Origin of the sequence: Hafnia paralvei ATCC 29927 (assembly GCF_001655005.1) — a bacterium.
Lineage (GTDB): Bacteria > Pseudomonadota > Gammaproteobacteria > Enterobacterales > Enterobacteriaceae > Hafnia > Hafnia paralvei.
In genome coordinates this window covers 1-24,299 of sequence record NZ_LXET01000050.1, presented here as the reverse complement: position 1 = coordinate 24,299, position 24,299 = coordinate 1, and the positions used below count along the sequence as shown (strand labels likewise).

Genomic DNA, 24,299 nt, shown 5'->3' with positions numbered 1-24,299 from the left:
TTCGCGAAAAAGCCTGCTAGAGATAGCAGGCTTTTTTGTTTTTGCGTTTAACAGCAGACGTCACTTCATATTCGTTCCTTCCTCAATTAGCCTCGTGCTTACGTAGTTTTACCAGCTGATTCCGCTCTTACAGTTGTTTTTCGCCCGTTTAGTCCCTATAACAAAGTAAGGCTAAGGTTAGCGGATCATTTTGATGTCTCTATGGAAGGAGTATAATTATCTGATGATTGTTTGAGCAATTGAATGCGTTTTTACTAACAGGCGGCGAAAGTGCGGAAAAAAAATTATGCCATGCGTTACGTGGCGGGTCTTCCTGCTGAGCGAGTATTCCCCGGCGCGATGAACGAGCTGGGGCAAACGTTGCCCGTTACTCAATCTCTTCCCACGGATAATGTTCTACGCATTATGGTGTGGAATATATTTAAACAGCAGCGTTCAGATTGGCTATCCGTATTAAAGGAATATGGCAAAAGTTCTCAGTTGGTTCTTTTGCAAGAAGCGCAAACAACGCCAGAATTGGTGAAATTTGCAACGAGTAATTATCTTACTGCCGATCAGGTACCTGCATTTTCGTTTCCGCAACATCCCTCTGGTGTGATGACTTTGGCTGCTGCGCATCCAGTTTATTGCTGCCCGTTACGTGAGAAAGAGCCTTTAATTCGATTATCAAAATCAGCCTTGGTGACGGTCTATCCGCTGTTTGATGGACGACTATTGATGGTGGTGAATATTCATGCGGTAAACTTTAGCTTGGGCGTAGATGTTTATAGTAAGCAGTTAGACCCTATCGGTGAGCAAATTGCTTTGCATAAAGGTCCTGTCATTATGGCCGGTGATTTTAATGCATGGAGTAAACAGCGAATTAACGCCCTTCAGCGGTTTGCAAGTGGTATGGAGCTACAGGAGGTCAATTTCACTAACGATCATCGTCGTACGGCCTTTGGGCGTCCTCTCGACTTTGTTTTTTATCGTGGTCTTGGTGTTGTTGAAGCGTCCGTTTTAGTGACGCAGGCATCAGATCATAACCCGCTGTTAGTCGACTTCAAACCCGACTAAGTCTCTGGCTAAGATTGCAGACATAAAAAAAAGCGCCTTTCGGCGCTTTTTTGCGTTTTGTAGCACTTTGACTACACACTACTTACCCGATTAGGTATTTGAGTTCGCAGAGTCTCGTACATACAGCGTGAGCATATCACCTGGCTGGATTTGACTTGCTTTTGTAATGACGCTGTTCCAACGCATTACATCATTGATGTTAACACCATGACGTTTTGCAATGCTGGCCAGTGAGTCGCCTTTACGTACCTTATAAGTAATGCTGCTGTTATCAGCGATAGACCTGCTGGCGTTATTTGCTACCTGCAGTGTCTGACCGGCTTTCAACTTGCTGTTGCTGCGCAAATTATTCATGCTCAACAACTGTTTCTGACTGATATTCAAACGCTTGGCAATTGTAGAGATCGTATCCCCTGAACGAACTTTATAGCTAGAAGCTTGCGCTTTAGACGATGTGTTCGTTGAGGCTAACTGAGCGTTCGGCTGGATTGCAGCAATTTCGCCTTCGGCCAGAGAATCTTTAAACTGCTCTACGTGTGCTTTGGGCACCATGATGTAGTGAGGACCATTTGGCGCAGTTACATTCTTTTTGTAACCCGGATTAAAGGCCTTCATTTTTGTCAGTGACATGCCTGCCATTTCTGCGGCTTGAGTCAGCTGAATCTGCTGTCCTACATCAACTTTTGCTAGCGCACGCTGGTCGTTAGACTTAGGCAGTTTAATGCCATAACGTTTGTTATTCTTGATCAAATCACTTAACGCAAGCATCTTTGGAACATAGATCGATGTTTCACGTGGCAATGATAAAGACCAAAAGTCAGTCGGCAAACCTTTACGCTTATTCGCTTTGACTGCCTGCATTACACGGCCTTCACCGCTGTTAAATGCAGCCACCGTCAATAACCAGTCACCGCCAAACATGCGGTTCATTCGCTGCATCATATCCAATGCTGCGGTGGTAGAGGCGGCAACATCACGTCGTCCGTCATACCACTGGTTTTGTTTCAACCCGTAATTGCGCCCCGTCTGAGGAACTATCTGCCAAAGCCCTGCGGCGTTAGCGGATGACGTTGCGTGTGGGTTAAAAGCGCTCTCCACTATGGGTAGTAGTACCAGTTCCATCGGCATTTTACGTTGCTTAATCTGCTCGACTATCCAGTACATATACGGCTCTGCCCGTAATGTTACATCGTGGAGATAGCTCTTATTTTTTAAAAACTTATTTTTTTGTTCGCGGATCCGGCTATTGTCCGGAACCTTCATCTTCAGGTCGTCACTAATGAAGCCCCACAAATCTTCCTGCGCGATGTTGCTAGTACTTTCGTTTAGCCATCGCGCGGAGGTCGCTCGTGCGTCCTTTGAGGGCTGTCCTGCTTCACTTCGACTGACTGAAGACAAACTCTGTGCATGCTGTTCAGGCTCTTTAGCGTGATGGTTTACGCCTTGGCACCCGACCAGCAACATAGAGGCAAAGATAATTGCTTTAGCCTTCATGTGTGTGTCTACTGGTGATTAAAAGACGAGCAATAATACTTTGCTTAGCCTCAAAACACAACAAAAAGCTTCAGAAGCTGTCTTTCATGTCGCGTAGGCGAGCAAAAACTTGCCAAGTCTCATTTGGGTGATTTTCGAATCCAATATTTCGTTGTAAATCATTGTCATAACAACGTAAAAAAGGATTAATTTCCTTCTCTATTTTCAACAAAGAAGGCACGCTAGGTTGATGTTTTAACCGCAATTCCTTAACTTGTTTCTGATATGTTTCAATCTCTTTGTTTTCTGGTAAAACGTATCTTGCAAACCTAAGATTTGATTCGGTATATTCATGAGCGCAACAAATCAAAGTGTTATCAGGAAGTTGCGCAATGAGTTGTAAAGAGGCGTACATCTGTTCGGGCGTACCCTCAAAAATACGTCCACAACCCGCTGAAAATAAGGTGTCTCCACAGAATAAATAGGGCATGGCATAGTAGGCAATATGACCGAGAGTATGTCCTGGCACATCCAACACGCTGAAATTCAGGCCTAATACGGTAATTTCATCATGCCCTTGAACCTGCTGGGTACAACCGTGGTTCACGGTTTCTTGAGGCCCATACACTGTTATATCGGGATAGTTTTGCAAAATCTCGCCCACGCCGCCTACGTGATCATTATGATGATGCGTAAGTAGGATGGCTTTAGGAGTAAGCTTATTTTCCGTCAGGTAATGTAAAACTGGGGACGCAACGCCAGGATCAACAATCAGGCATTCGCGCTGTTCGTTAGCGAGTAGCCAAATGTAGTTATCTTGCATGGCAGGGATACTGATAAGATTCATAATCGATGACTCTCCATTGAGCTATTCCCCAAAAATAGGTGAACGGATGAAACCAGCACAGATAACACGTACGATTTCCTCTCCACTGTCATGGAGTGAAATCCCTTGGGGAGAATATTACCGTGCTGCGTTAGAGCAACAGCTAACGCCTTGGTGGCCTAAGCTGTTTGGTTATCATCTGTTAAAAATTGGCCCGCTAAGTTCCCAGATTTCTACTGAAAAATGTGGGATCTCTCATCAGGTTAGTATCGGTGCGAAAGGGGATAACATGCAGGTTATCGCCGATCCCTATCGTCTACCTTTCTCCGCGAAATCTGTGGATGCGTGTTTACTCTCACATACGCTGAGTTTTGCAAGCGATCCCCACCGTATGCTGCGAGAAGTGGATCGAGTCCTTATCGACGATGGTTGGCTAATCTTAACGGGGTTTAATCCAACCAGTCTTGTTGGGCTAGGCAAACTGGTTCCGGGTTTGCGTAAACGCTTACCTTATAGCAGTCGAATGTTTAGCATGATGCGTATGCTAGACTGGCTACAGCTCCTCCATTATGAGGTGTTGTATGAACACCGTTGCCAAATTTTGCCTTGGAATCGCCGCGGTGGCTTGTTTATTGGTAAACATCTGCCGGTTTTAGGCTGTCTAAGTATCATTGTGGCTCGTAAGAGAACGATACCCCTCACGCCGACCTCCCTACGCGAAAGAAGTCAGCGAGCGAGCTGGCGTGGAACCGTTGGCGCAACAAAAAGTTTTCGTAAGCGTTCTGACTAATAGTACAAACTGGCGACGCTTATTTGCTTTCTGGCTGATAGCCTGTGTCATCTCTGTCTGGAGAACCCGCCGCTGCGCGGGCAAGCTCATCGCAGCGTTCGTTTTCGATATGTCCTGCGTGGCCTTTGATCCAAACCCATTCAATTTTGTGTGATTGGATAGCGAGATCAAGGCGCTGCCACAAATCCACGTTTTTAACCGGTTTTTTGTCTGCTGTTTTCCAGCCACGCTTTTTCCAGTTATGGATCCATTGGGTGATTCCTTGGCGAACATACTGGCTATCACTGCATAAAATAACCGAGCATGGATCTTTCAGCGTTTCCAATGCAACAATAGCCGCCATCAACTCCATGCGGTTATTAGTCGTTAGGTAATACCCTGCGCTCAGAGTCTTCTCATGTTGCTTATAGCGCAAAATGGCACCGTAGCCACCGGGGCCTGGGTTACCGAGGCAAGAACCATCGGTGAAAATCTCAACCTGTTTTAGCATCTCTGGTAGACTACTCCGCAGTCAAAACCGTAAGTCTGACATAAAGTGACATTATGAGCACAGGAATAACTCGACAGATCGTTCTCGATACAGAAACCACCGGTATGAATAAGCTGGGGGTTCATTACGAAGGACATCGAATCATTGAAATTGGTGCGGTTGAAGTGATCAACCGCCGTTTAACAGGCCGTAACTTCCATGTTTACATTAAGCCCGATCGTCTTGTCGATCCAGAGGCCTATGGTGTTCATGGGATCAGTGACGATTTCCTGTTAGATAAACCGACCTTTGCTGATATTGCCGATGAATTCTTAGAGTTCATTCGCGGTGCTGAACTGGTTATTCATAATGCACCGTTTGATATCGGGTTTATGGACTACGAGTTCCGTAAGCTCAATCGCGATATTCCGAAGACGGAAACCTTCTGTAAGATCACCGACAGCTTGGTGATGGCGCGTCGCCTGTTTCCTGGTAAGCGTAATAGTTTGGATGCGCTATGCAACCGTTATGAAATAGATAACACCAAGCGTACGCTGCACGGCGCATTACTTGACTCCCAAATACTGGCTGACGTCTATCTCACCATGACAGGCGGGCAAACCTCACTGACTTTCTCTATGGAAAGCGAAGGGGAGAAGCCAAGACCTACCGGTGAAGTGCAAAAAATTGTCCGTAAAATGCAGGCATTAAAAGTGGTGAGAGCAAGTGCGGAAGAATTAGCCGAACATGAGCACCGTCTTGATCTGGTGCAGAAGAAAGGCGGCAGCTGTTTGTGGCGTGCTGAATAGCTTTTTTTGTACGGAATCTGTTGAAAAATAGCCAAAAAGATGAAAAACCGTTCAGTTGAAAATCTTTGTTAGAAAAACAGTTGACGAGTTTGTGCTACATCCGTATCATCCGCCTCGTTCCCACAAGGAACAACGCGGAGCGGTAGTTCAGTTGGTTAGAATACCTGCCTGTCACGCAGGGGGTCGCGGGTTCGAGCCCCGTCCGTTCCGCCACATTTAGAAGCCCTGAGTCAGCAATGACTCAGGGCTTTCATCTATTTATCGTTTCGTGAGTTTCCTTTCACAAATTCACCACGATGACCCCTCTATTATTTATCTTGCTTTGAATCATCAAAAACAGATTCGGAAAATCCGAACGCCGCCATATTTTTGATATAAAACCGAACGCAATAATTTTCCTGGCTACACTTTGATCATCAGCGTTTAACCGGATGATTTCCTCATGATGACCTTACGCCAGCTCCGCCATTTCATCGCCGTTGCCGAAACCGGCTCGATTTCAGCTGCTGCGCAGACGGTTTTTGTCTCACAGTCTTCGCTAACTCAAGCCATTCAGTTACTGGAACAGGAAATCGGCGCTGTCTTATTTAAGCGCCACGCCAAGGGAATGGAGCTGACGCACCAAGGTCATCAGTTTTTGCGTCAGTCATACCTGATCCTTGCTACCGTCGAAAACGCTAAGCGCAGCCTTGAACTCGGTTGTGAGAATCTGAGTGGTACACTCAAAATTGGCGTAACCAGCTTAGTCGCCGGCTACTTTTTAGTGGATATGCTGACGCGTTTTCGTGCGGCTTATCCCAATGTCACTACGCAATTAGTTGAAGATGAACGCCCCTATATCGAACACCTGCTGGTTAACGGCGAAATTGATATCGGCGTGCTGATCCTTTCGAACCTTGAAGATCGTGATGCGCTACAAACTGAAGTTCTGATGCATTCGCCATATCGCTTATGGCTCCCGCCATTACACCCTCTATTGGAAAATGACAGTATCCGCTTGGCCGATGTGGTGAAAGAGCCGCTGATCCAGCTCAACACTGACGAAATGGGAAGCCACCTGCGCCGCATTTGGGAAAAAGCCAAATTGACACCCACAATTGCCATGCGCACCGGTTCAACGGAAGCCGTGCGTAGCCTCGTTGCGGCAGGGATTGGCGTGGCTTTGCTGCCCGATATGGCCTATCGCCCATGGTCACTGGAGGGAAACATGATTGAAGCTCGCACTTTGGTTGATACGTTAGAGCCGTTAGACATAGGGCTGGCATGGCGTCGCGGAAGCGCGCGGCCAGAGCTGGTTACGCCATTCTTGCAGATCGCGCGTGAGAACAGTGCGATGAGGAAGCTATCACCAAAATAATGACCTGCTTCACATTAATGGTGGGTATCGGATTTTATGAATGCCGCCTTCACTATTTCATATTTGCCGCTGGCTAACGGCTGCTCTAGGCTCAAGTAAATGAGATTTTACATTTCAATTACAAGTTAATGACATTTAAGTGATGTCGTTTCCTAGAGGTTGCCGCAATGAGCAGCATAACGGACAGACTCAGCACCCAACAGTTTATTGATGGACAGCTAGTCACTGGTGAAGGGCCGGAGGAGCAGTTAATTAATCCGGCCAACGGTGAGGCACTGTTGTTGCTGGCTGAAGCGTCTGCCCAACAGGTTTCTGATGCGGTTGAGTCTGCCGAGCGTGCATTTCTGAGTTGGTCTAGAACCTTGCCTGCTCGCCGTGCTTCTCTACTACTCGCCATTGCTGATGTGATTGAACGCAATGCTCTTCAGCTCGCTGAGCTTGAGTCTCTCAACTGTGGCAAACCTATTCATCAGGCACTTTCAGATGATATTCCCGCCGCGATTGATACCTTCCGCTATTTTGCGGGTGCAGTGCGCTGTCAGCACGGGCAACTAGGTGGTGAGTATCTCGAAGGGCATACCTCGATGATCCGCCGTGATGCCATTGGCGTTGTGGCCTCTATTGCGCCGTGGAACTACCCGCTGATGATGGCGGCGTGGAAAATGGCTCCCGCGTTAGCTGCGGGCAACACAGTGGTATTCAAACCCTCTGAGCATACGCCGTTATCCACGCTGGCTCTGATCCCTTTGCTCAAAGATATCGTCCCTACGGGCGTGATTAACGTCGTTTATGGGCGCGGTGAAACCGTAGGCAATTACTTGGTGAATCATCAGTTGGTGCGCATGGTTTCCCTCACCGGCGACATTGTGACTGGGCAGAAAATCATGCAGGCCGCGGTGAAAAACGTCAAACGCACTCATCTGGAACTGGGGGGCAAAGCACCCGTCATCGTGTGTGATGATGCCGATTTAAACGAGGTGGTCGCTGGAATTCGCCGTTACGGTTTTTATAACGCAGGGCAAGATTGTACCGCGGCCTGTCGCGTTTATGCCGATCGAAAAATTTATGACGCACTGGTGGAGTCGCTTGGACACGCCGCCGGCTCGTTGAGATATGCCCGCCATGACGACCGAGAAAACGAAATGGGGCCGCTTATCAGCGCCCGCCAGCGCGACCGCGTTGCCAGCTTTGTCGAACGGGCGCTTAGTCACCCCCACATTGAACGAATTACCGGTGCCCAAATGCATAGCGGCCCGGGATTTTTCTATCCCCCGACGCTTCTTGCGGGTTGCCAACAGCAGGATGAAATTGTTCAGCGCGAGGTTTTTGGCCCCGTGGTGAGCGTTACGCCGGTCGATTCTCTGGAGCAGGCGCTGCAATGGGCAAATGAATCGGAATATGGATTGGCCTCTTCGGTGTGGACAAAAAATATCGATCGCGCATGGCAGCTTGCGGCACAGCTCCAGTATGGAACCACTTGGATTAACACCCATTTCACTCTAGTCAGCGAAATGCCGCACGGCGGCCTCAAACGTTCTGGCTATGGTAAGGATTTGTCCAGCGATGCTTTGCAGGACTACAGCGTAGTGCGCCACATCATGGCGAAAATAAAACCGCAGTTTTGAGATTGAAGCCAGTGATGACATAACAAGGCAGTTCATCTGCCGCTTTATATAAGAGACAGGGGATAGCAATGAAAAATACATTTATTGTCACAGCGCTTTCAGCGCTCTGTATCAGCGGGCTGGGCGGAATTGCGACGGCTCAGGCTGATGGACTTCCGCAAAAGCTCGGCCCCGCAGAAGGGCAGTTAGATATCATTACTTGGCCAGGTTATATCGAACGAGGTCAGAGCGATAAAAACTATGACTGGGTAACCCAGTTTGAAAAAGACACTGGTTGTAAGGTCAACATTAAAACGGCGGCGACGTCTGATGAGATGGTCAGCCTTATGGCGAAAGGGGGGTATGATTTAGTCACCGCCTCTGGTGATGCCTCTTTGCGTTTGATTTATGGCAAACGAGTACAGCCAATTAACCCCGACCTTATTCCTAACTGGAAAAACCTCGATCCACGCATGGTTAATGGCCCATGGTACACCGTTAAAGGTGACGTTTATGGAACGCCTTATCAGTGGGGCCCGAACCTGCTGATGTACAACACGAAAGTCTTTCCTAAAGCCCCCGACACGTGGGGCGTGATCTTTGAGCCGCAAAACCTACCCGATGGTAAAAGCAATAAAGGCCGCGTACAGGCTTACGACGGACCGATTTATATCGCCGACGCTGCGCTCTATCTAAAAAGCGCGAAGCCAGAGCTGGGCATAAAAGATCCGTATGAACTCAACGAAACTCAGTATCAAGCGGTGCTCGATTTACTGCGCACTCAGCACCCACTCATTCATCGCTATTGGCATGATGCATCGGTGCAGATGAGCGACTTCAAAAATGAAGGCGTCGCCGCCGGTAGCTCATGGCCATTCCAAGCCAACGGTTTGAAAAACGAAGGTCAGCCAATCAACGCCGTCTTCCCGAAAGAGGGGGCCACCGGTTGGGCAGATACCACGATGGTTCATGCTCAGGCTAAGCATCTGACGTGTGCCTACAAATGGATGAACTGGCAGCTCACGCCAAAAGTTCAAGGTGACGTTGCCGCTTGGTTTGGCTCATTACCTGCCGTGCCAGAGGGTTGTAAAGCCAGCACGCTGCTTGGGGCAAATGGCTGTGAAGCCAATGGATATAAATTCTTCGACAAAATCGCTTTCTGGAAAACACCACAGGCTAAATGTGAAAGCCAAGGCCAATGCGTCCCGTATAGCCGTTGGACGCAAGATTATATCGCCATCATGGGTGGCAGATAGTGAATGCCTGATAGGCCACTGGGCTTGATATTTTGAACTAGGGCAGTGCTCATTTTCTTTAAAAGAATTGGCTCACGTACGACATGTACGTTCCGGTTTTTGTGCGCTGCCCATGTTCAAACTCTTTGTGCTCGCGACGCCTACAGAGGCATCCACCAAAATTTTACAGTTTTGTCGGAGAATATAAAAATGAGCGGCTCTGTTGAATTAATTGATGTATCCAAACTCTACGGCGACGTTCATGCGGTGGATCGCGTTTCGTTGACGATTAAAGAAGGGGAGTTTTTCTCTCTGCTGGGGCCTTCTGGTTCGGGAAAAACCACATGTTTGCGTTTGATTGCTGGCTTTGAGCAGCCAACCAGCGGTTCAATTCGAATTCAAGGGCAAGAGGCGGCGGGTTTACCGCCGTATCAGCGCGATGTGAACACCGTATTTCAGGATTACGCATTATTCCCGCATATGACGGTGCTGGAAAATATTGCCTATGGCCTGATGGTTAAAGGTGTGGCCAAGGCCGAGCGCACCAGCCGTGCGCGAGAGGCATTAAGTAGCGTGGCGTTAGCCGAGTATGGTGAGCGCAAGCCATCACAGTTGTCCGGAGGGCAACGGCAGCGAGTGGCATTAGCGCGTGCGCTGGTGAATCGTCCACGAGTTCTACTGCTCGATGAGCCCCTAGGGGCACTCGATCTCAAGCTACGCGAGCAGATGCAAACCGAGCTGAAAAAGCTTCAGCGTCAGCTTGGTATCACCTTTATTTTCGTCACTCACGATCAAAGTGAAGCGCTGTCGATGTCCGATCGCGTGGCAGTATTTAGTCAAGGCCGTATCGAGCAGGTGGATACGCCACAAAAACTCTATATGCAGCCTGAAACGGCGTTTGTCGCTGAGTTTGTCGGTACCTCGAACGTTATTCGTGGCCCGTCGGCGGAAACCTTGTTGGGGCAGTCTGGCATTTTCTCGATCCGCCCTGAGCATATTCGTTTTGCCCGCGAAGCCGCCAAGCCGGAAGAGATCCACGTACAGGGCATTTTGCGTGATGTGCACTACCAAGGTGCTGCAACGCGTTATGAAGTCATGATCGACAACGGTGTTCGTTTGTTTGTCAGTCAGGGCAACACGCAGGAGCAGCTTTTACAGCCGGTACGGAATACCGGTGAACCTGTTCGCCTGTGCTGGGAAAGGAATGCGATGGTGGCGCTGGCGGGAGATCGCTGAAATGGAGATGGGAATGGACTACTCAGAAGTTCGTAACCGCCCTGCGCGGCGGTTCTCAACCTTTTTATATCGTCGCCCGACGCTTTATTTGCTGCTGCTACTCACGCCGCCGTTGTTATGGTTTGGTGTTATTTATCTTGGGTCTTTGTTTACCTTGCTCTGGCAGGGCGCATATACCTTTGATGATTTCACCATGACGGTAACGCCGGATTTCACGCTAGATAATATTAAAGCGCTATTTAATCCGTCGAACTACGACATTATTGTGCGTACGTTGACGATGGCTATTTTGGTTTCTCTGGCCTGCGCGCTGTTAGCGTTTCCGATCGCCTACTATATGGCGCGTTATACCCGTGGCCGCAGTAAAGCCTTTTTCTATATCGCTATTATGATGCCGATGTGGGCGAGCTATATCGTCAAAGTTTATGCGTGGACGTTACTGTTGGCGAAAGACGGCGTTGCGCAATGGTTCCTGCATTATATGGGGTTGGAACCCGTGCTCGCGTGGGTGCTCGGCATTCCTGATATTGGTGGCAGCACGCTTTCAACCTCAGGGCTGGGACGCTTCATGGTGTTCGTCTATATCTGGCTACCGTTCATGATTTTGCCGATTCAGGCTGCATTAGAACGTTTGCCTCCCACGCTGCTTCAGGCTTCTGCCGATCTCGGGGCGCATCCGGCGCAAACCTTCCGTCACATTGTCCTCCCGCTGGCTATTCCGGGGATTGCTGCCGGTTCTATCTTCACGTTCTCACTGACGTTGGGGGATTTTATCGTGCCTCAGCTGGTGGGGCCTCCTGGCTATTTCATCGGCAGTATGGTGTATGCCCAGCAAGGGGCGATTGGCAATATGCCGATGGCTGCTGCATTTACGCTGGTGCCTATCGTGCTGATCGCCATCTATTTAACCATCGTGAAACGTTTGGGGGCTTTCGATGCGCTCTGATCTCAATGCTGCACCGTGGGGGCTCAAAATCGCCGCGTGGGGTGGGCTGGTATTTTTACACTTTCCGATCCTCATTATCGCGGCTTATGCGTTCAACACCGAAGATTCGGCGTTTAGCTTCCCGCCAAAAGGTTTCACGCTGCACTGGTTTGAGGTTGCCGCTGGGCGTCAGGATGTTTGGGATGCCCTGTGGCTTTCGGTACAAATTGCGGCGATGGCGACCACTATTGCTCTGATCCTTGGCACGCTTGCGGCGGCTGCACTCTATCGCCGAGAGTTTTTTGGTAAGCAAACCATCAGTTTTCTGATTCTGTTGCCGATTGCCTTGCCGGGTATTGTCACCGGTATTGCGCTGCTGTCGGCTTTCAAAACGTTAAACATGGAGCCAGGTGTGATGACCATTGTTATTGGTCATGCCACGTTTTGCGTGGTGATTGTGTTCAACAACGTCATCGCTCGCTTCCGTCGCACGTCACATAGCCTTATTGAAGCCTCAATGGATCTCGGTGCGGACGGCTGGCAAACCTTCCGTCACGTTATGTTACCTAGCTTGGCTTCAGCCATGCTAGCGGGAGGCATGCTGGCATTCGCGCTGTCGTTTGATGAAATCATTGTGACCACGTTCACTGCCGGACATGAACGCACGCTGCCGCTGTGGCTGCTCAACCAGCTCAATCGTCCACGTGACGTGCCGGTGACCAACGTTGTGGCGCTATGCGTGATGTGCTTGACCGCGATTCCGATCCTAGGGGCGTACTACCTGACGAAAGGTTCGGAAGATGTGGAAGGGGCTGGAAAGTAACAATCGGTTCTTTCACTACCGGTTCTTTCTCTGTGCTTAAACCCGATTCGAATTATTTGGAACTACAGCAGCCTAGAAGTCGTTCCAAATAAGAAAGCAATAACAATAGGCAGCAAAGCGCTGCCGCCTCTCTTACTGAAGGATAAAACAATGCATACACAACTGCTGATTAACGGGCGTTTGGTCGAAGGTCAAGGTTCTGCACTGCCTGTGTACAATCCCGCTACGGGGGAGGTGATCGCACATATTGCGCAGGCAAGTGCTGCGCAAGTTGAGGAAGCGGTAAACGCCGCAGACAAAGCCTTCATCGAATGGGGGCAAACCACGCCCAAAGATCGTGCGGCGCTGCTGCTACAGGTCGCCGACGTGATTGAAGAACAAGGCGAAGTGTTAGCGCGTCTGGAATCGCAAAACTGCGGTAAACCTTATCAACGCGTGCTAGAAGATGAAATTCCAGCGATTGCAGACGTTTTCCGCTTCTTCGCCGGTGCGACCCGCTGTTTGAGCGGTCCAGTCGCCGGTGAGTACTTGCCAGATCACACGTCCATGATCCGTCGCGATCCTGTTGGGGTGATCGCGTCGATCGCGCCGTGGAACTATCCATTAATGATGGCGGCATGGAAATTAGCCCCCGCGTTAGCGGCGGGGAATACCGTGGTTCTAAAACCTTCAGAGCAGACTCCGTTGACGGCGTTTCATCTCAGCCAAACGCTAGCCGATCTTTTCCCAGCCGGTGTGGTCAACGTGTTATTCGGTTTAGGTAAAGACGTGGGTGATGTGCTGACAGGGCATCCAAAGGTTCGCATGGTATCGCTGACCGGCTCTATCGGTACAGGCGCCCATATTATTGGGCATACCGCATCCACGATCAAACGTACTCATATGGAATTAGGCGGTAAGGCTCCGGTTATCGTATTCGACGATGCCGACGTTGAGAAAGTGGTTGAGGGTATTCGTATTTTCGGCTTTTACAACGCGGGTCAGGATTGTACCGCGGCCTGCCGTCTGTACGTTCAGAAATCCATCTATCAGCGGGTTGTGGACGCGCTAGCGCAAACAGTTTCCACGCTTGATATGGGAAATCCGGGTGATGAAAGCACCGAATTAGGGCCGCTGATTACCGAACAACATCTGCAGCGCGTTGAAGGTTTTGTTGAGCGCGCAAAGGCACTTCCGCATATCACGGTAGCGACTGGGGGTTCTCGCGTTAATGGTCCAGGATTTTATTTCCAACCTACGGTGCTAGCAGGGGCGAAGCAGGATGATGAAATTGTCCAAAAAGAGGTCTTTGGACCGGTAATCACCATCACGCCATTTGATGATGAAGCTCAGGTTCTGGGATGGGCGAATGATTCCAATTATGGCTTAGCCTCTTCGGTTTGGACTCGTGACGTGGGACGTGCCCATCGTATGAGTGCGCGCTTACAGTACGGTTGCACATGGGTGAATACTCACTTTATGTTAGTCAGCGAAATGCCGCACGGTGGACAAAAACTGTCTGGCTACGGTAAAGACATGTCGATGTTTGGTCTGGAAGATTACACCGTTGTTAGACATGTGATGATTAACCACGGTTAATTGATAGATGAGGTGGCGTTTTTCTCCACCTCATAAGGCTGTGCTTGATTATCGCGTTTCTGCCTATGGGCATATACCCAATGCCAACGCTCTGTTGGCATTGGGTTTTCTTTTCCTGTCTTGATAAAAATGGCTACAACCATCAACATCGCACAAGCGATACTAGACAACTGGTCTAATTTAATGACAATGGTTTGGCGATAATAAAAACAGGAAGGAATTAGAAATATGAATGCGATTGAAGTAATTCAACAACGCCGTGCGACTAAACAGTTTGATGCTAGCCATGTCATGACGTTTGATGAGAAAAAAGAGCTGTTAAACATTGCGTTGCAGAACGCACCGAGCGCTTTCAACCTTCAGCATTGGCGTCCATTGCTGATTGAAGACCGTGCGCAGCGCGAAAAGATCCGTGAGGCTGCTTGGGGTCAGGCTCAGGTCACTGATGCTTCTATGCTGGTGGTGCTATGTGGCGATCTCTCGAGCTGGGAAACTCAGGTGAAAAACATCTGGGCTGATGCGGCTGAGCCTGTACAGCAATATATGATCCCTGCTGTCGATAGCTACTATCGTGGAAAGCCTCAGACGCAGCGTGATGAAATCATGCGTAGCGCTGGTATTTTTGCCCAAACGCTTATGTTGGCGGCGAAAGCGCAAGGGTACGACTCTTGTCCTATGGACGGTTTTGATTTTGATGCCGTGGGAAAAATCATCAATAAGCCTGAGCAATATGAAATCTGCCTGATGATTGCGATTGGTAAAGGCACCAGCCAGCCATATCCGCGAATTGGTAAGCTGCCGTTCGAGCACATCGTGAAAAGCGACCGCTTTTAATTTCTGAATAAAATTATTAACCTGAGTAATGAATAGAGCGCTGCCCATGACGGCGCTCTATTACCTTGCTATACTTTGCGCCCTTAAACGCTCCTCCACATCTTTTATCGTTAATATTGTCTGTTTGTATGCAGCTTAGATGCGCATTTTGGCGCTGCGATTTAACGTTGGTGGAGGCGAGAGAACGATTTACAGGACTCGGTCTAAAGGTACATAAGCGATGAAACATACAGTTGAAGTAATGATCTCTGAACAGGAAGTGCATCAGCGAATTGCTGAGCTTGGCCGTCAGATTTCAGAAGATTACCGTGACAGCGGCAGTGAAATGGTTCTGGTTGGTTTGCTGCGCGGCTCCTTTATGTTTATGGCCGATCTTTGTCGTCAGATTGACGTCCCTCATGAAGTCGATTTCATGACTGCTTCTAGCTATGGCAACGGTATGAACAGCACCCGCGACGTAAAAATCCTGAAGGATCTGGATGAGGATATTCGCGGTAAAGACGTTCTGATTGTTGAAGATATTATCGACTCAGGTAATACCTTGAGCAAAGTGCGTGAGTTGTTCGCTCTGCGCGGACCAAAATCGTTAGCCATCTGTACCTTGCTTGATAAGCCTAGCCGCCGAGAAGTCGATGTTCCGGTGGAGTACGTCGGTTTTGCGATCCCCGATGAGTTTGTTGTTGGCTTCGGGATTGACTACGCTCAGCGCTATCGTCATTTGCCTTATATTGGCAAAGTCGTCATGCTCGACGAATAAGTGACGGTTCATTCAAATTAATAAAAAACGCCGTCCTCCTTGACGGCGTTTTTGTTAGAAGAGTGATTTAACGATAGGTAATGGTGAGTACTTTCAAGTTTCTCTTATCATTAATCGTTTCAATTTTGCTCCAACCAATTTGTCTTGGCAGTGCCGTTTCGGAAGTGGTTTGATTGATGGGAGCAGTCTGAGTTATCACTTTCCCATTTCTATAGCAGCGAGTTTGAATACTTGACTCTGTGTTTGTCACATTACAGGCATCATCAACAATTGCGCCCATAAAATGGATGACGCCATCACTTGCTTTTACATAGCTGGAAAGCGTTACTGCAATTGCGAAAACTGAAAAGAGAGAGGAACGGTATAGGCTCATAATCACCTCAAAATGTGCGTGTTGACCATTGGGCCTTCCATTGCGTGGTTAGTAGACGTAGGCATCTACTCAATAATGCAATCAAAAAAATATCAGCGTTCTCTGCTTTCCTATCTTTCCTTGAATGTTATTTTTCTGTTGCTGCTCGGGCGCGAAATCTATCAATATTAAGAATAAATTAAAAGTAGATTTAGTGTTAATTACAAATAAAAATAAAACTCGATGTTTATCCCTTTAAATAAATTCATTTAATAAATGTTTTGTTGTAATTAATCTTATTTTTGTATGTTCAATAGAGTCATTCTTAACTTAAATTTTCTATAAACCATTCTTAAATTAAAAATATTAAGAAAAGATGTTATTACTAATTTCTGTTACAGCTATTTTTATTAATAAGGATAAGGAGTATTCCTTAGAGAGGAATAGATGATGGAATTGGAATGGTTCACTGCGAAGCAACTCACCGAGATAGCGCATTTACCGACTACGCCTCAAGGGCTGCATTTACATGCGAGAAAATTGGCGTGGATAAGGCGTAAGCGCGATGGAAAAACCATTGAATATCATATCGACAGTTTTCCTAACGAGGTTAAGCAGGCACTGCGTGGTCGTCAGGTAACAGAATCTCGCTATCAGCGTCGCTCTTGCGATGGGGAGCTTGCGACAAAAATGTGGGAAGAGATTTGTGTAGAGATGTCATTACTACTGCGACAAAGGCTCGTTGAGTTGGCACTGCGAGAAGGCGTTGATGCACTGTTTTTTCGTTTGGTTTCTTCTTTACGTTAGCGCTAAATTCACTTATGAAATGAAAGGTAATAAAATATAGCCACTGATATTGGTTTAGGATAGTCAGTGGCTGTGTTGCTGCAACAACCTTATTTAGCCTTGCTGTAGCAGGGTCGACATTGCGTTACGATAGCGCAGTTCCAGTGTTTCTCGGCTGGTGGTCGTGATATCTAAATCGCGCAGGCGTCCATCCTGTAGCCCGTAAACCCAACCGTGGATCATCACTTTTTGTCCACGTTTCCATGCCGACTGCATGATAGTGGAATGACCAAGGTTATAGACTTGTTCGACGACGTTTAGCTCGCACAACGTATCTAAACGCTTTTCTGGCGGTAGTTCACCGAGAAGAGAGCTGTGTTTGTACCACAGGTCGCGGATATGCAGCAGCCAGTTATTGATCAACCCAAGTTCAGGGTTTTCAACAGCAGCTTCGATCCCGCCGCAGCCCAAATGGCCACAGATAATAATATGCTCAACCTGTAATACGTCGACGGCGTATTGAACAACCGATAGGCAATTCAAGTCAGTATGGATAACCAGATTGGCAACGTTACGGTGCACAAAAAGCTCACCGGCTTCCAATCCCGTTAACTGTTCAGCCGGTACTCGGCTATCAGAACAACCAATCCACAGGAAGCGTGGACGCTGTGATTTGGCGAGGCGACCAAAGAATTCAGGATCTTCCTGACTCACGGTATCTGACCATGCGTGGTTATTCGCAATAAGTTTTTCGATTTCTTTCATTGAGGTTAATCGTCTGTAACATGCGGTTTGCGAGGGTTAATATAGGCTAAACATCACAGTTTTGAAATCGGAGCAGTGATCTAACTCAATAAAATGTTGTATGGACACGCGACGCTAGCTAAGTAGCGTCGCCATTCTTGCCCTATTTCCAAAGCCTAAATGATTTTCTAGAAACATTCTCTTCCTGAGCACCGTTTTCGTCCGAGGACGGTGTTTCATGCTCCTGCGACTGTTTCTGAGGGGACGATGTTGAGGTCACGCGATGCCAATCGAAACGGCGCGTCAGTGACATAATGATGGCTAGGATGCTAAACAGCAGCACAGACCCGAGCATCAGCGAGTTATCTTCTGAATGTAGCAGCATGTAAAGTACGCCATACAGCACAAGGAGCCCTATGCTGAATAACACCCCGCGCATCCAGCCTTGTAGCACGGCACTAAGATAAAAGCCAATTAAAGCCGAACAGGAAAGACTAGCGATTAGATAGGCCAATGTAAAACCTATACGCTCGGCAAAAGCCAGCAAAACGAGATAGAACATCGATAGCGCTGCACCCACCAAGATATATTGCATCGGATGTAGGCGGAGCATGGTAAGCATTTCGAACATGAAAAATGCGCCAAACGTTAATCCAATAAATAAGATGGCATATTTGATCGAACGCTCAGTGAGCTGGTATTGATCGACCGGTTCGACTAAACCAACGCGGAAGGCAGGGATATTGTTGAACGGTATTTGTTCACCAGCAACTTGATACTCATGATTGAGATTATTCGCGTACCAGCTACTATGCCAACTCGCGCTAAAGCCCTTAGCCGTTATGCTGTGAGTGTCGGGTAAGAAACGGCCTAAGAAGCTTGGATGTGGCCAGTTACTGCGTAAGGTCATTTCGGTTGTTCGTCCCAATGGAACGACTTCCAGCGAGCGGCTACCGCTCATCTTAAAGGTGAAGTCTATTTTTAGAGCGCCATCGGTGAGTAATTCGAGGGGAATGTCTGCATGCATCCCTTGCCCTTGTTGATCGCCTTGAACGCCAGGCTCAAAGGCGATTTCTGTTGCGTTAGCCTTCAATGACGATATTTGGCGAATACCTCGAGCGTCGCTCAGCATCACCACTAAATAAGGTTTACCAACGCTAAGACTGACGTTATCGCCAGAAACGAATTGGCTGGTATCGATCTTTTTAAAGTTAGCGCTAAAGCGTAGGTCGCTGTGATAAATCTGGGTTTGATATAAGCCGACTTTGCGGATTTCAACCTGAGGCTCGCCATCAATATTCAGCTGTTGTGGCAGTTCATAACTAAAGTATTCCTTGGTTATGCTGTGGCGTTCCCCATTATTGATTTCTGTGGAAGTTAAGGCATAGGGGATGACAATGACCGGCCCAAGAACGCGTTGTTCGCGACTGGTGCTATCGGCCACCTGATCGATAACCTGTTCTTGGTATTCTTCACGCTCATGCACAATGTTGATTAACTGCTGTATGGGGATAAACATCAGTAGCATACAGCCAACGACGGTAAGCACCTTATATAACAATACCGATTTAAACATAGCTTTCTCCTTCAACGATTGAGAGGAAAATAAGCCTGTCTCGTGAAGTGTGAATGGAGCTATGTGAAGGGACGGTGAAGTCGCTGGAATTTATTTAATAGGCAGCAATAACTGTGCTTCAACACCCTGAGGCGAGCGGTTAGCTAATATGATTTCACCTTGATGTAATCTCGCCACCTCCAGCACAAAAGACAGCCCCAGCCCACTGCTCTTTTGACCACTGGTGCGTGGCAGGGAATAGAATCGATCGAAAATATGCGGTAGCGCATAATCGGGAATACCCGCGCCATCGTCGATTAAAATCACGCTATAAACATCGAGGTTCTGTTTTCCTATCAGCGTAATGGTGCCGCCCGGCGGTGTAAAATCTAAGGCATTAGCCAGTAAATTCTCAATGGCCTGTGTCAGCAGCCATGGGTCTACATGCATCGTGCAATTTTCCAGCTGTGAGAATTGCAGTGTTATCTGCGTTTGTCTCGCCTGTGCTTCATGCGCAGTCATTATTTGCAGCAACAGGGGAGCGATGTTGAGGCTTTCTAACTCTGCGTCGACCCGACTTTCTATTTTTGCCAGGGTAAGCATTTTGTCGATCAATAACTGAATTCGTTGACTTTGTTGCTGAATATTCAGGGTAAATCGTTGAGCCACCTCGACAGGAGGCTGCTCTTGTAAAATCTCGGCCGCACCGCGGATGGCAGCGAGCGGGCTTTTCAGCTCATGGGTCAGGGTGTGGACATACTGTTCAACGTAGTTTTTCCCTTCTAGACGAATACGCATATGTTCGAGAGCTTCAGCGAGGCGACGTAGTTCTGTGCTATTCATTTTCGGCAGCGTCACAGGGTGGCCTTCCGAAACCAACGTGGCGTACTTCACCAGTCGTCCAATAGAACGGTTTATCCACCAGACAAAAAATAATCCCACCAGTAATGCGATCCCTAAAAGCGCGGCGCCAGCGACCAAAATACGGTGCTCGCTGCGCTGGATCACGGGCGCTAATGCTAAGTTGGGTTTACCCACACTTAGCACGCCGATAATGCGGTCACCGTCGTAAATAGGGGCGGCAACATACATCACGGAACTTTCAGGATTGTTAGGATCCATTAGCGTACTACGGGCGCCGTAGCTCCCTCGCAGAGTGAGCCAAACGTCATTCCATCGTGAATAGTCTTGTCCCAGAGCTTCGCCATTCGAATCAAATACCACTTTGCCGTTAGCATCGGTTAGATAGACACGGTATTCGTTATGATTCTTGCGGATGCCAGCAATATTTGCCCCAATGGGTTTGCTATTGACTCGCTGAAATGCGCGTTGTAGCGAGCTATCTATGAGAACTCCATCGTGATAGGTGCCGTTGACTAAATCATGATGAGCAAACTGTGCCAACAGGCTGGCAGTGTCATTGAGCGTTCCCTCAACGGCTCGTCGCACCCCAGGTTTGACCTCTTGGACAAAAATATCCAATACGAAAAAACCGGCGACGGCCACGATGATGAAGTAACCCAGCAATAGCTGTAGGCCAATCCTCATGATGCGTAGCCTAAGCTATAACCTAAGCCTCTATGAGTCTGAATTGCGTTGCCCTCACTATTCACCGCTCGCAGCTTAGCGCGTAATGTTTTGATATGGGTATCGACGGTACGCTCCAAGCTCTCTTCGGCATGCGTCCAAACAATATCCATCAACTGTTCGCGAGAAAAAACACGCCCCGGAGCGAGAAGCAACGTTTTTAACAGCAAGAATTCATATCGGGTTAACGTCAATGGCTGCTGGTGGTAGCTAATGCTCGCGCATGCTTCATCTAACATAAATGGCCCGATAGACACGGCGGATGAGGGCGTGTTTAGCAAGCGATTTTGTTTGAGGGAGCGGCGTAAAATAGTCCGCACTCTGGCACACACTTCTCGTGGAGAGAAAGGCTTGGCAACGTAATCATCTGCCCCGATCTCTAATCCGATAAGACGGTCGACCTCATCGTTGCGAGCAGTCAGAAACAGTACCGGCAGATCGGGGGATTGCGTCAGGATCTTTCGGCAAAGTTCGAAGCCGTTAATATCGGGTAAGCCCACGTCTAAAATGACCAAATCTGGTTTTTTCTCTGTCATCATTTCCAGCACCGGCAGACCACGTTCGAACCAGCATACCGTAAAGCCTTCGCTTTCTAGGGTATAGATAAGCGTATCGGCAATACTTGACTCATCTTCGACTAACCAAATCGTGGGTGACATGTAAACTTCCGTGGGCCGCAGGGTGATAAGCGCTATCTTACCGGAGGTAAATGTGGCTGAATATGGCGATGACTATTTCTCATGACGGTGACGATAAGATTGGTAGCTAATGCTGTTATGGCTATGTAAAATAGACAATCTTCGTTAAATGTTCACATCCCGATTATTGACGGTATCCATCAAGACTATCTCGGTTCCGTTCCAAAATAGCCTGATAGCTCAGGCGCAAAGGTACGCTAATCATCATGACATACGCACTGGAACTCTCGCAGCTCACCAAAACTTATGCCGGTGGTGTGCAAGCGCTGCGCGGTATTGACCTCACGGTTGAGGCAGGGGATTTTTATGCTCTGCTCGGCCCAAATGGCGCAGGGAAATCGACCACCATTGGCATTATCAGTTCATTGGTGAATAAATCCTCCGGCAAGGTCAATGTGTTTGGTTATGACATTGATCATGACATCGTTAACGCTAAACGACAGCTCGGTTTGGTTCCTCAGGAATTTAACTTCAACCCGTTTGAAACCGTGATGCAAATTGTGGTGCATCAGGCGGGTTATTATGGCGTGACACACTCTGAAGCACTGCTGCGCGCTGAAAAATATCTCAAGCAACTTGACCTCTGGGGCAAGCGTGACGAACGTGCTCGCATGCTTTCTGGCGGCATGAAACGCCGTTTGATGATCGCTCGTGCGTTAATGCATGAACCAAAACTGCTCATCCTTGATGAGCCAACGGCGGGCGTTGATATCGAGCTGCGTCGCTCTATGTGGGGATTCCTCAAAGAGCTGAACGCGCAGGGTACGACGATTATTCTGACAACCCACTATCTGGAAGAAGCTGAAATGCTGTGCCGCAATATCGGCATAATCCAGAATGGTGAGTTGGTCGAGAATACGTCAATGAAAGAGCTGCTTTCGAAGCTGAAATCGGAAACTTTCATCCTTGACCTAGCTCCAAAAAGCCCAATTCCTAAACTGGAAGGGTATAAAAGCCAACTGCGTGATACTTCAACGTTAGAGGTTGAGGTTCTCCGTGAGCAAGGCCTAAATGGCGTATTTAGCCAGTTGAGTGCGCAGGGAGTGCAGGTACTCAGCATGCGTAATAAGGCTAATCGATTGGAGGAGCTGTTTGTGACCTTAGTACACGATCACGATGAAAAGCCCCAGGTGAATACGGAGAAGAAGGCATGAATGCACTCTATTGGGTTGCGCTAAAAAGTATCTGGACCAAAGAAGTACATCGCTTCGCTCGTATCTGGATTCAAACGCTGGTGCCGCCGGTGATCACCATGACGCTGTATTTCATCATTTTCGGCAATCTGATAGGTTCCCGCATTGGTGAAATGCACGGCTTCGATTACATGCAGTTTATTGTGCCGGGGTTGATTATGATGTCAGTCATTACCAACTCTTACGCGAACGTGGCTTCATCGTTTTTCAGCGCTAAGTTCCAACGCAATATCGAAGAATTGCTGGTGGCTCCGGTACCAACGCATGTGATTATCGCAGGTTTTGTGGGCGGTGGCGTGGCACGCGGGGTATGCGTGGGGATTCTGGTGACATTGGTGTCGCTATTCTTTGTCCCTTTCCATGTGCACAACTGGGCCATTGTCGCTGCAACCTTGCTGTGTACCGCTATTTTATTTTCTCTGGGCGGGTTGCTGAACGCGGTATTTGCAAAGACTTTTGACGACATCAGCTTAGTACCGACTTTTGTGTTAACACCGTTAACCTACTTGGGTGGGGTATTTTATTCGTTAACGCTTCTGCCACCGTTTTGGCAGGCCGTATCGAAACTAAATCCTATCGTTTATATGATCAGTGGGTTCCGTTTTGGTTTCCTCGGTATTAACGATGTTCCGTTGGTATTTACCTTTGTGGTGTTGCTGGCGTTTATCGTGGTGTTCTATCTGCTAGCGTGGTATTTAATCGAGCGCGGACGCGGTTTACGCACCTAATCAATGAGCCTCTGTACTTCACAGAGGCTTTTTTTTTGCACCATATCGTGCGGAATTATTCAGACACGCTGTCTTAAATATCATCATTTCTGCCTCATCTCACAATCCTGTATCGCTATTTATTATGTTTGCTGCGGTCTGCGCTATTTCCTGATAAACCCTATTAAAGATGTGATTATTCTGAGTGGGATTTTTTAAAATAATTCATTGAGGTAATCATTTCAGATCTCGGTAGGCGGCAGGATGCCGCAAATGCAAGGGGAAGAGCGCCTATGTTAGGGATTGTCTTGGCTGGACATACTGGCTTTGCTAGCGGCACATTAAAATCACTGAAGCATTTGCTCGGCAGCGTTCCGGAGCAATGTGTCAGCGTTGAATATACCGAATGGCTAAGCACCAATATGCTAAGTCGTATGATGTGCGATGCGCTACATGCTGCCGATAGTGGAGATGGCGTGGTGTTTATCACTGATATTTTAGGTGCTGCACCTTTTCGTAGCGCGGCGCTGATGAGCCATAAACATCCAAAATGTGAAGTTGTCGTTGGCATTGGCGTAGGGGCGATGGTTCAACTTTTTCCCCAGAGAGGCATGCTGACGGCAGTAGAGTTCCGCGATTCAGCGTTGGAACTGACTCGAGAGCAGGCGACGAGTTTATGGCATGAACAGAATCGACACACGGTATTTGGGATGGCGGTGGAGTTAGAGGCTGGTGATAATAGGAGGGAGGGCTGTTAAGGTTTCGTACGCCTAATGCACCGGAATCTACATGAACACTGTGCAGGCGTCCGAGTCGGGGGGCCAATCGCTGCCCCCCGACACCCCAGCTAGGCACCCCCTTCCAGCCCGCTACGCGGGTTCCCTCGCTTCATCATTCCGGTTTTG

General features: G+C 48.3%; 23 protein-coding genes, 1 tRNA gene and 1 pseudogene. 17 read left to right on the top strand and 8 right to left on the bottom strand.

The features are described 5' to 3' along the window. Nucleotides 1–270: 270 nt before the first annotated feature. Complete coding sequence (locus M988_RS16020; protein ID WP_008812452.1) at nucleotides 271–1,056, top strand: endonuclease/exonuclease/phosphatase family protein; 786 nt, start codon at nucleotides 271–273, stop codon at nucleotides 1,054–1,056. 90 nt (nucleotides 1,057–1,146) lie between these two features. Here the strand turns inward: M988_RS16020 and mltD are convergent, their stop codons facing one another. Next, complete coding sequence (gene mltD, locus M988_RS16015; RefSeq protein WP_008812453.1) at nucleotides 1,147–2,550, bottom strand: murein transglycosylase D; 1,404 nt, start codon at nucleotides 2,548–2,550, stop codon at nucleotides 1,147–1,149. Between the two features lie 70 nt (nucleotides 2,551–2,620). Then, entirely contained in the window at nucleotides 2,621–3,376 is a 756-nt protein-coding gene (gloB, locus tag M988_RS16010; protein WP_008812454.1) for a hydroxyacylglutathione hydrolase, read from the bottom strand. Nucleotides 3,377–3,422: 46 nt separating this feature from the next. On the opposite strand from gloB, the gene M988_RS16005 reads away from it, so the two are divergent. After that, nucleotides 3,423–4,145, top strand: a complete 723-nt coding sequence (locus M988_RS16005; RefSeq protein WP_064574981.1) for a class I SAM-dependent methyltransferase — start codon at nucleotides 3,423–3,425, stop codon at nucleotides 4,143–4,145. A 19-nt stretch (nucleotides 4,146–4,164) separates the two neighbouring features. Here M988_RS16005 and rnhA read toward each other — a convergent pair. Then, nucleotides 4,165–4,735, bottom strand: a pseudogene (gene rnhA, locus M988_RS16000) (ribonuclease HI). Between rnhA and dnaQ the strand changes: the two are divergent. The 11 genes from dnaQ to hpt all read left to right on the top strand — a co-directional run bounded on the left by dnaQ (nucleotide 4,689) and on the right by hpt (nucleotide 15,772). Beyond that, a complete protein-coding gene (dnaQ, locus tag M988_RS15995; protein WP_004090812.1) occupies nucleotides 4,689–5,423 on the top strand; it encodes a DNA polymerase III subunit epsilon in 735 nt (244 codons plus the stop codon). The pseudogene rnhA and the gene dnaQ overlap by 47 nt on opposite strands. Nucleotides 5,424–5,559: 136 nt before the next feature. Further along, a tRNA-Asp gene (locus M988_RS15990) sits at nucleotides 5,560–5,636 on the top strand. A gap of 229 nt (nucleotides 5,637–5,865) precedes the next feature. Beyond that, nucleotides 5,866–6,780, top strand: a complete 915-nt coding sequence (locus M988_RS15985; RefSeq protein ID WP_008812457.1) for a LysR substrate-binding domain-containing protein — start codon at nucleotides 5,866–5,868, stop codon at nucleotides 6,778–6,780. Between the two features lie 167 nt (nucleotides 6,781–6,947). Then, nucleotides 6,948–8,405 carry a gamma-aminobutyraldehyde dehydrogenase gene (locus tag M988_RS15980; protein WP_064574979.1) on the top strand — a complete coding sequence of 486 codons (1,458 nt, stop codon included), beginning with the start codon at nucleotides 6,948–6,950 and terminating at the stop codon, nucleotides 8,403–8,405. A 68-nt stretch (nucleotides 8,406–8,473) separates the two neighbouring features. Beyond that, nucleotides 8,474–9,640 carry a putative ABC transporter substrate-binding protein YdcS gene (gene ydcS / locus M988_RS15975; RefSeq protein ID WP_064574978.1) on the top strand — a complete coding sequence of 389 codons (1,167 nt, stop codon included), beginning with the start codon at nucleotides 8,474–8,476 and terminating at the stop codon, nucleotides 9,638–9,640. 189 nt (nucleotides 9,641–9,829) lie between these two features. Next, the gene (locus M988_RS15970) at nucleotides 9,830–10,855 is read left to right on the top strand and encodes an ABC transporter ATP-binding protein (RefSeq protein WP_008812460.1); all 1,026 of its coding nucleotides are present in this window, start codon (nucleotides 9,830–9,832) and stop codon (nucleotides 10,853–10,855) included. Nucleotides 10,856–10,868: 13 nt separating this feature from the next. Beyond that, nucleotides 10,869–11,801, top strand: a complete 933-nt coding sequence (locus tag M988_RS15965; RefSeq protein ID WP_371272913.1) for an ABC transporter permease — start codon at nucleotides 10,869–10,871, stop codon at nucleotides 11,799–11,801. Next, nucleotides 11,791–12,603, top strand: coding sequence for an ABC transporter permease (locus tag M988_RS15960; protein ID WP_004090800.1), 813 nt, complete (start codon nucleotides 11,791–11,793; stop codon nucleotides 12,601–12,603). The genes M988_RS15965 and M988_RS15960 overlap by 11 nt, the downstream gene beginning before the upstream one ends. 150 nt (nucleotides 12,604–12,753) lie before the next feature. Next, on the top strand, nucleotides 12,754–14,181 hold the full coding sequence (gene patD, locus M988_RS15955) for an aminobutyraldehyde dehydrogenase (protein ID WP_008812461.1): 1,428 nt from the start codon (nucleotides 12,754–12,756) through the stop codon (nucleotides 14,179–14,181). Between the two features lie 228 nt (nucleotides 14,182–14,409). Then, nucleotides 14,410–15,015, top strand: coding sequence for a nitroreductase family protein (locus M988_RS15950; RefSeq protein WP_008812462.1), 606 nt, complete (start codon nucleotides 14,410–14,412; stop codon nucleotides 15,013–15,015). A 220-nt stretch (nucleotides 15,016–15,235) separates the two neighbouring features. Continuing rightward, the gene (hpt, locus tag M988_RS15945) at nucleotides 15,236–15,772 is read left to right on the top strand and encodes a hypoxanthine phosphoribosyltransferase (RefSeq protein WP_008812463.1); all 537 of its coding nucleotides are present in this window, start codon (nucleotides 15,236–15,238) and stop codon (nucleotides 15,770–15,772) included. 67 nt (nucleotides 15,773–15,839) lie between these two features. Here hpt and M988_RS15940 read toward each other — a convergent pair whose 3' ends face one another. Beyond that, complete coding sequence (locus tag M988_RS15940; RefSeq protein WP_008812464.1) at nucleotides 15,840–16,145, bottom strand: hypothetical protein; 306 nt, start codon at nucleotides 16,143–16,145, stop codon at nucleotides 15,840–15,842. Between the two features lie 426 nt (nucleotides 16,146–16,571). Here M988_RS15940 and M988_RS15935 point away from each other — a divergent pair, with 426 nt between their 5' ends. Continuing rightward, on the top strand, nucleotides 16,572–16,931 hold the full coding sequence (locus tag M988_RS15935; protein WP_039185801.1) for a DNA-binding protein: 360 nt from the start codon (nucleotides 16,572–16,574) through the stop codon (nucleotides 16,929–16,931). A gap of 93 nt (nucleotides 16,932–17,024) precedes the next feature. On the opposite strand, the gene can is transcribed toward M988_RS15935, so the two are convergent. The 4 genes from can to creB form a co-directional block, all read right to left on the bottom strand. Continuing rightward, a complete protein-coding gene (can, locus tag M988_RS15930) occupies nucleotides 17,025–17,675 on the bottom strand; it encodes a carbonate dehydratase (RefSeq protein WP_004090792.1) in 651 nt (216 codons plus the stop codon). Between the two features lie 142 nt (nucleotides 17,676–17,817). Then, nucleotides 17,818–19,230, bottom strand: a complete 1,413-nt coding sequence (gene creD, locus M988_RS15925) for a cell envelope integrity protein CreD (RefSeq protein ID WP_064574973.1) — start codon at nucleotides 19,228–19,230, stop codon at nucleotides 17,818–17,820. Between the two features lie 90 nt (nucleotides 19,231–19,320). Beyond that, nucleotides 19,321–20,757 (bottom strand): two-component system sensor histidine kinase CreC, encoded by a 1,437-nt coding sequence (gene creC / locus M988_RS15920; RefSeq protein WP_064574969.1) that lies wholly within the window; start codon nucleotides 20,755–20,757, stop codon nucleotides 19,321–19,323. Further along, nucleotides 20,754–21,455 (bottom strand): two-component system response regulator CreB, encoded by a 702-nt coding sequence (gene creB / locus M988_RS15915; protein ID WP_008812468.1) that lies wholly within the window; start codon nucleotides 21,453–21,455, stop codon nucleotides 20,754–20,756. The genes creC and creB overlap by 4 nt, the downstream gene beginning before the upstream one ends. Before the next feature lie 245 nt (nucleotides 21,456–21,700). On the opposite strand from creB, the gene M988_RS15910 reads away from it, so the two are divergent. From M988_RS15910 to M988_RS15900, 3 genes are all read left to right on the top strand, one after another. Then, nucleotides 21,701–22,648 carry an ABC transporter ATP-binding protein gene (locus M988_RS15910; protein ID WP_008812469.1) on the top strand — a complete coding sequence of 316 codons (948 nt, stop codon included), beginning with the start codon at nucleotides 21,701–21,703 and terminating at the stop codon, nucleotides 22,646–22,648. Further along, entirely contained in the window at nucleotides 22,645–23,415 is a 771-nt protein-coding gene (locus tag M988_RS15905) for an ABC transporter permease (protein ID WP_004090783.1), read from the top strand. The genes M988_RS15910 and M988_RS15905 overlap by 4 nt, the downstream gene beginning before the upstream one ends. Before the next feature lie 272 nt (nucleotides 23,416–23,687). Beyond that, entirely contained in the window at nucleotides 23,688–24,152 is a 465-nt protein-coding gene (locus tag M988_RS15900; RefSeq protein WP_064574966.1) for a PTS sugar transporter subunit IIA, read from the top strand. Nucleotides 24,153–24,299: the final 147 nt, after the last annotated feature.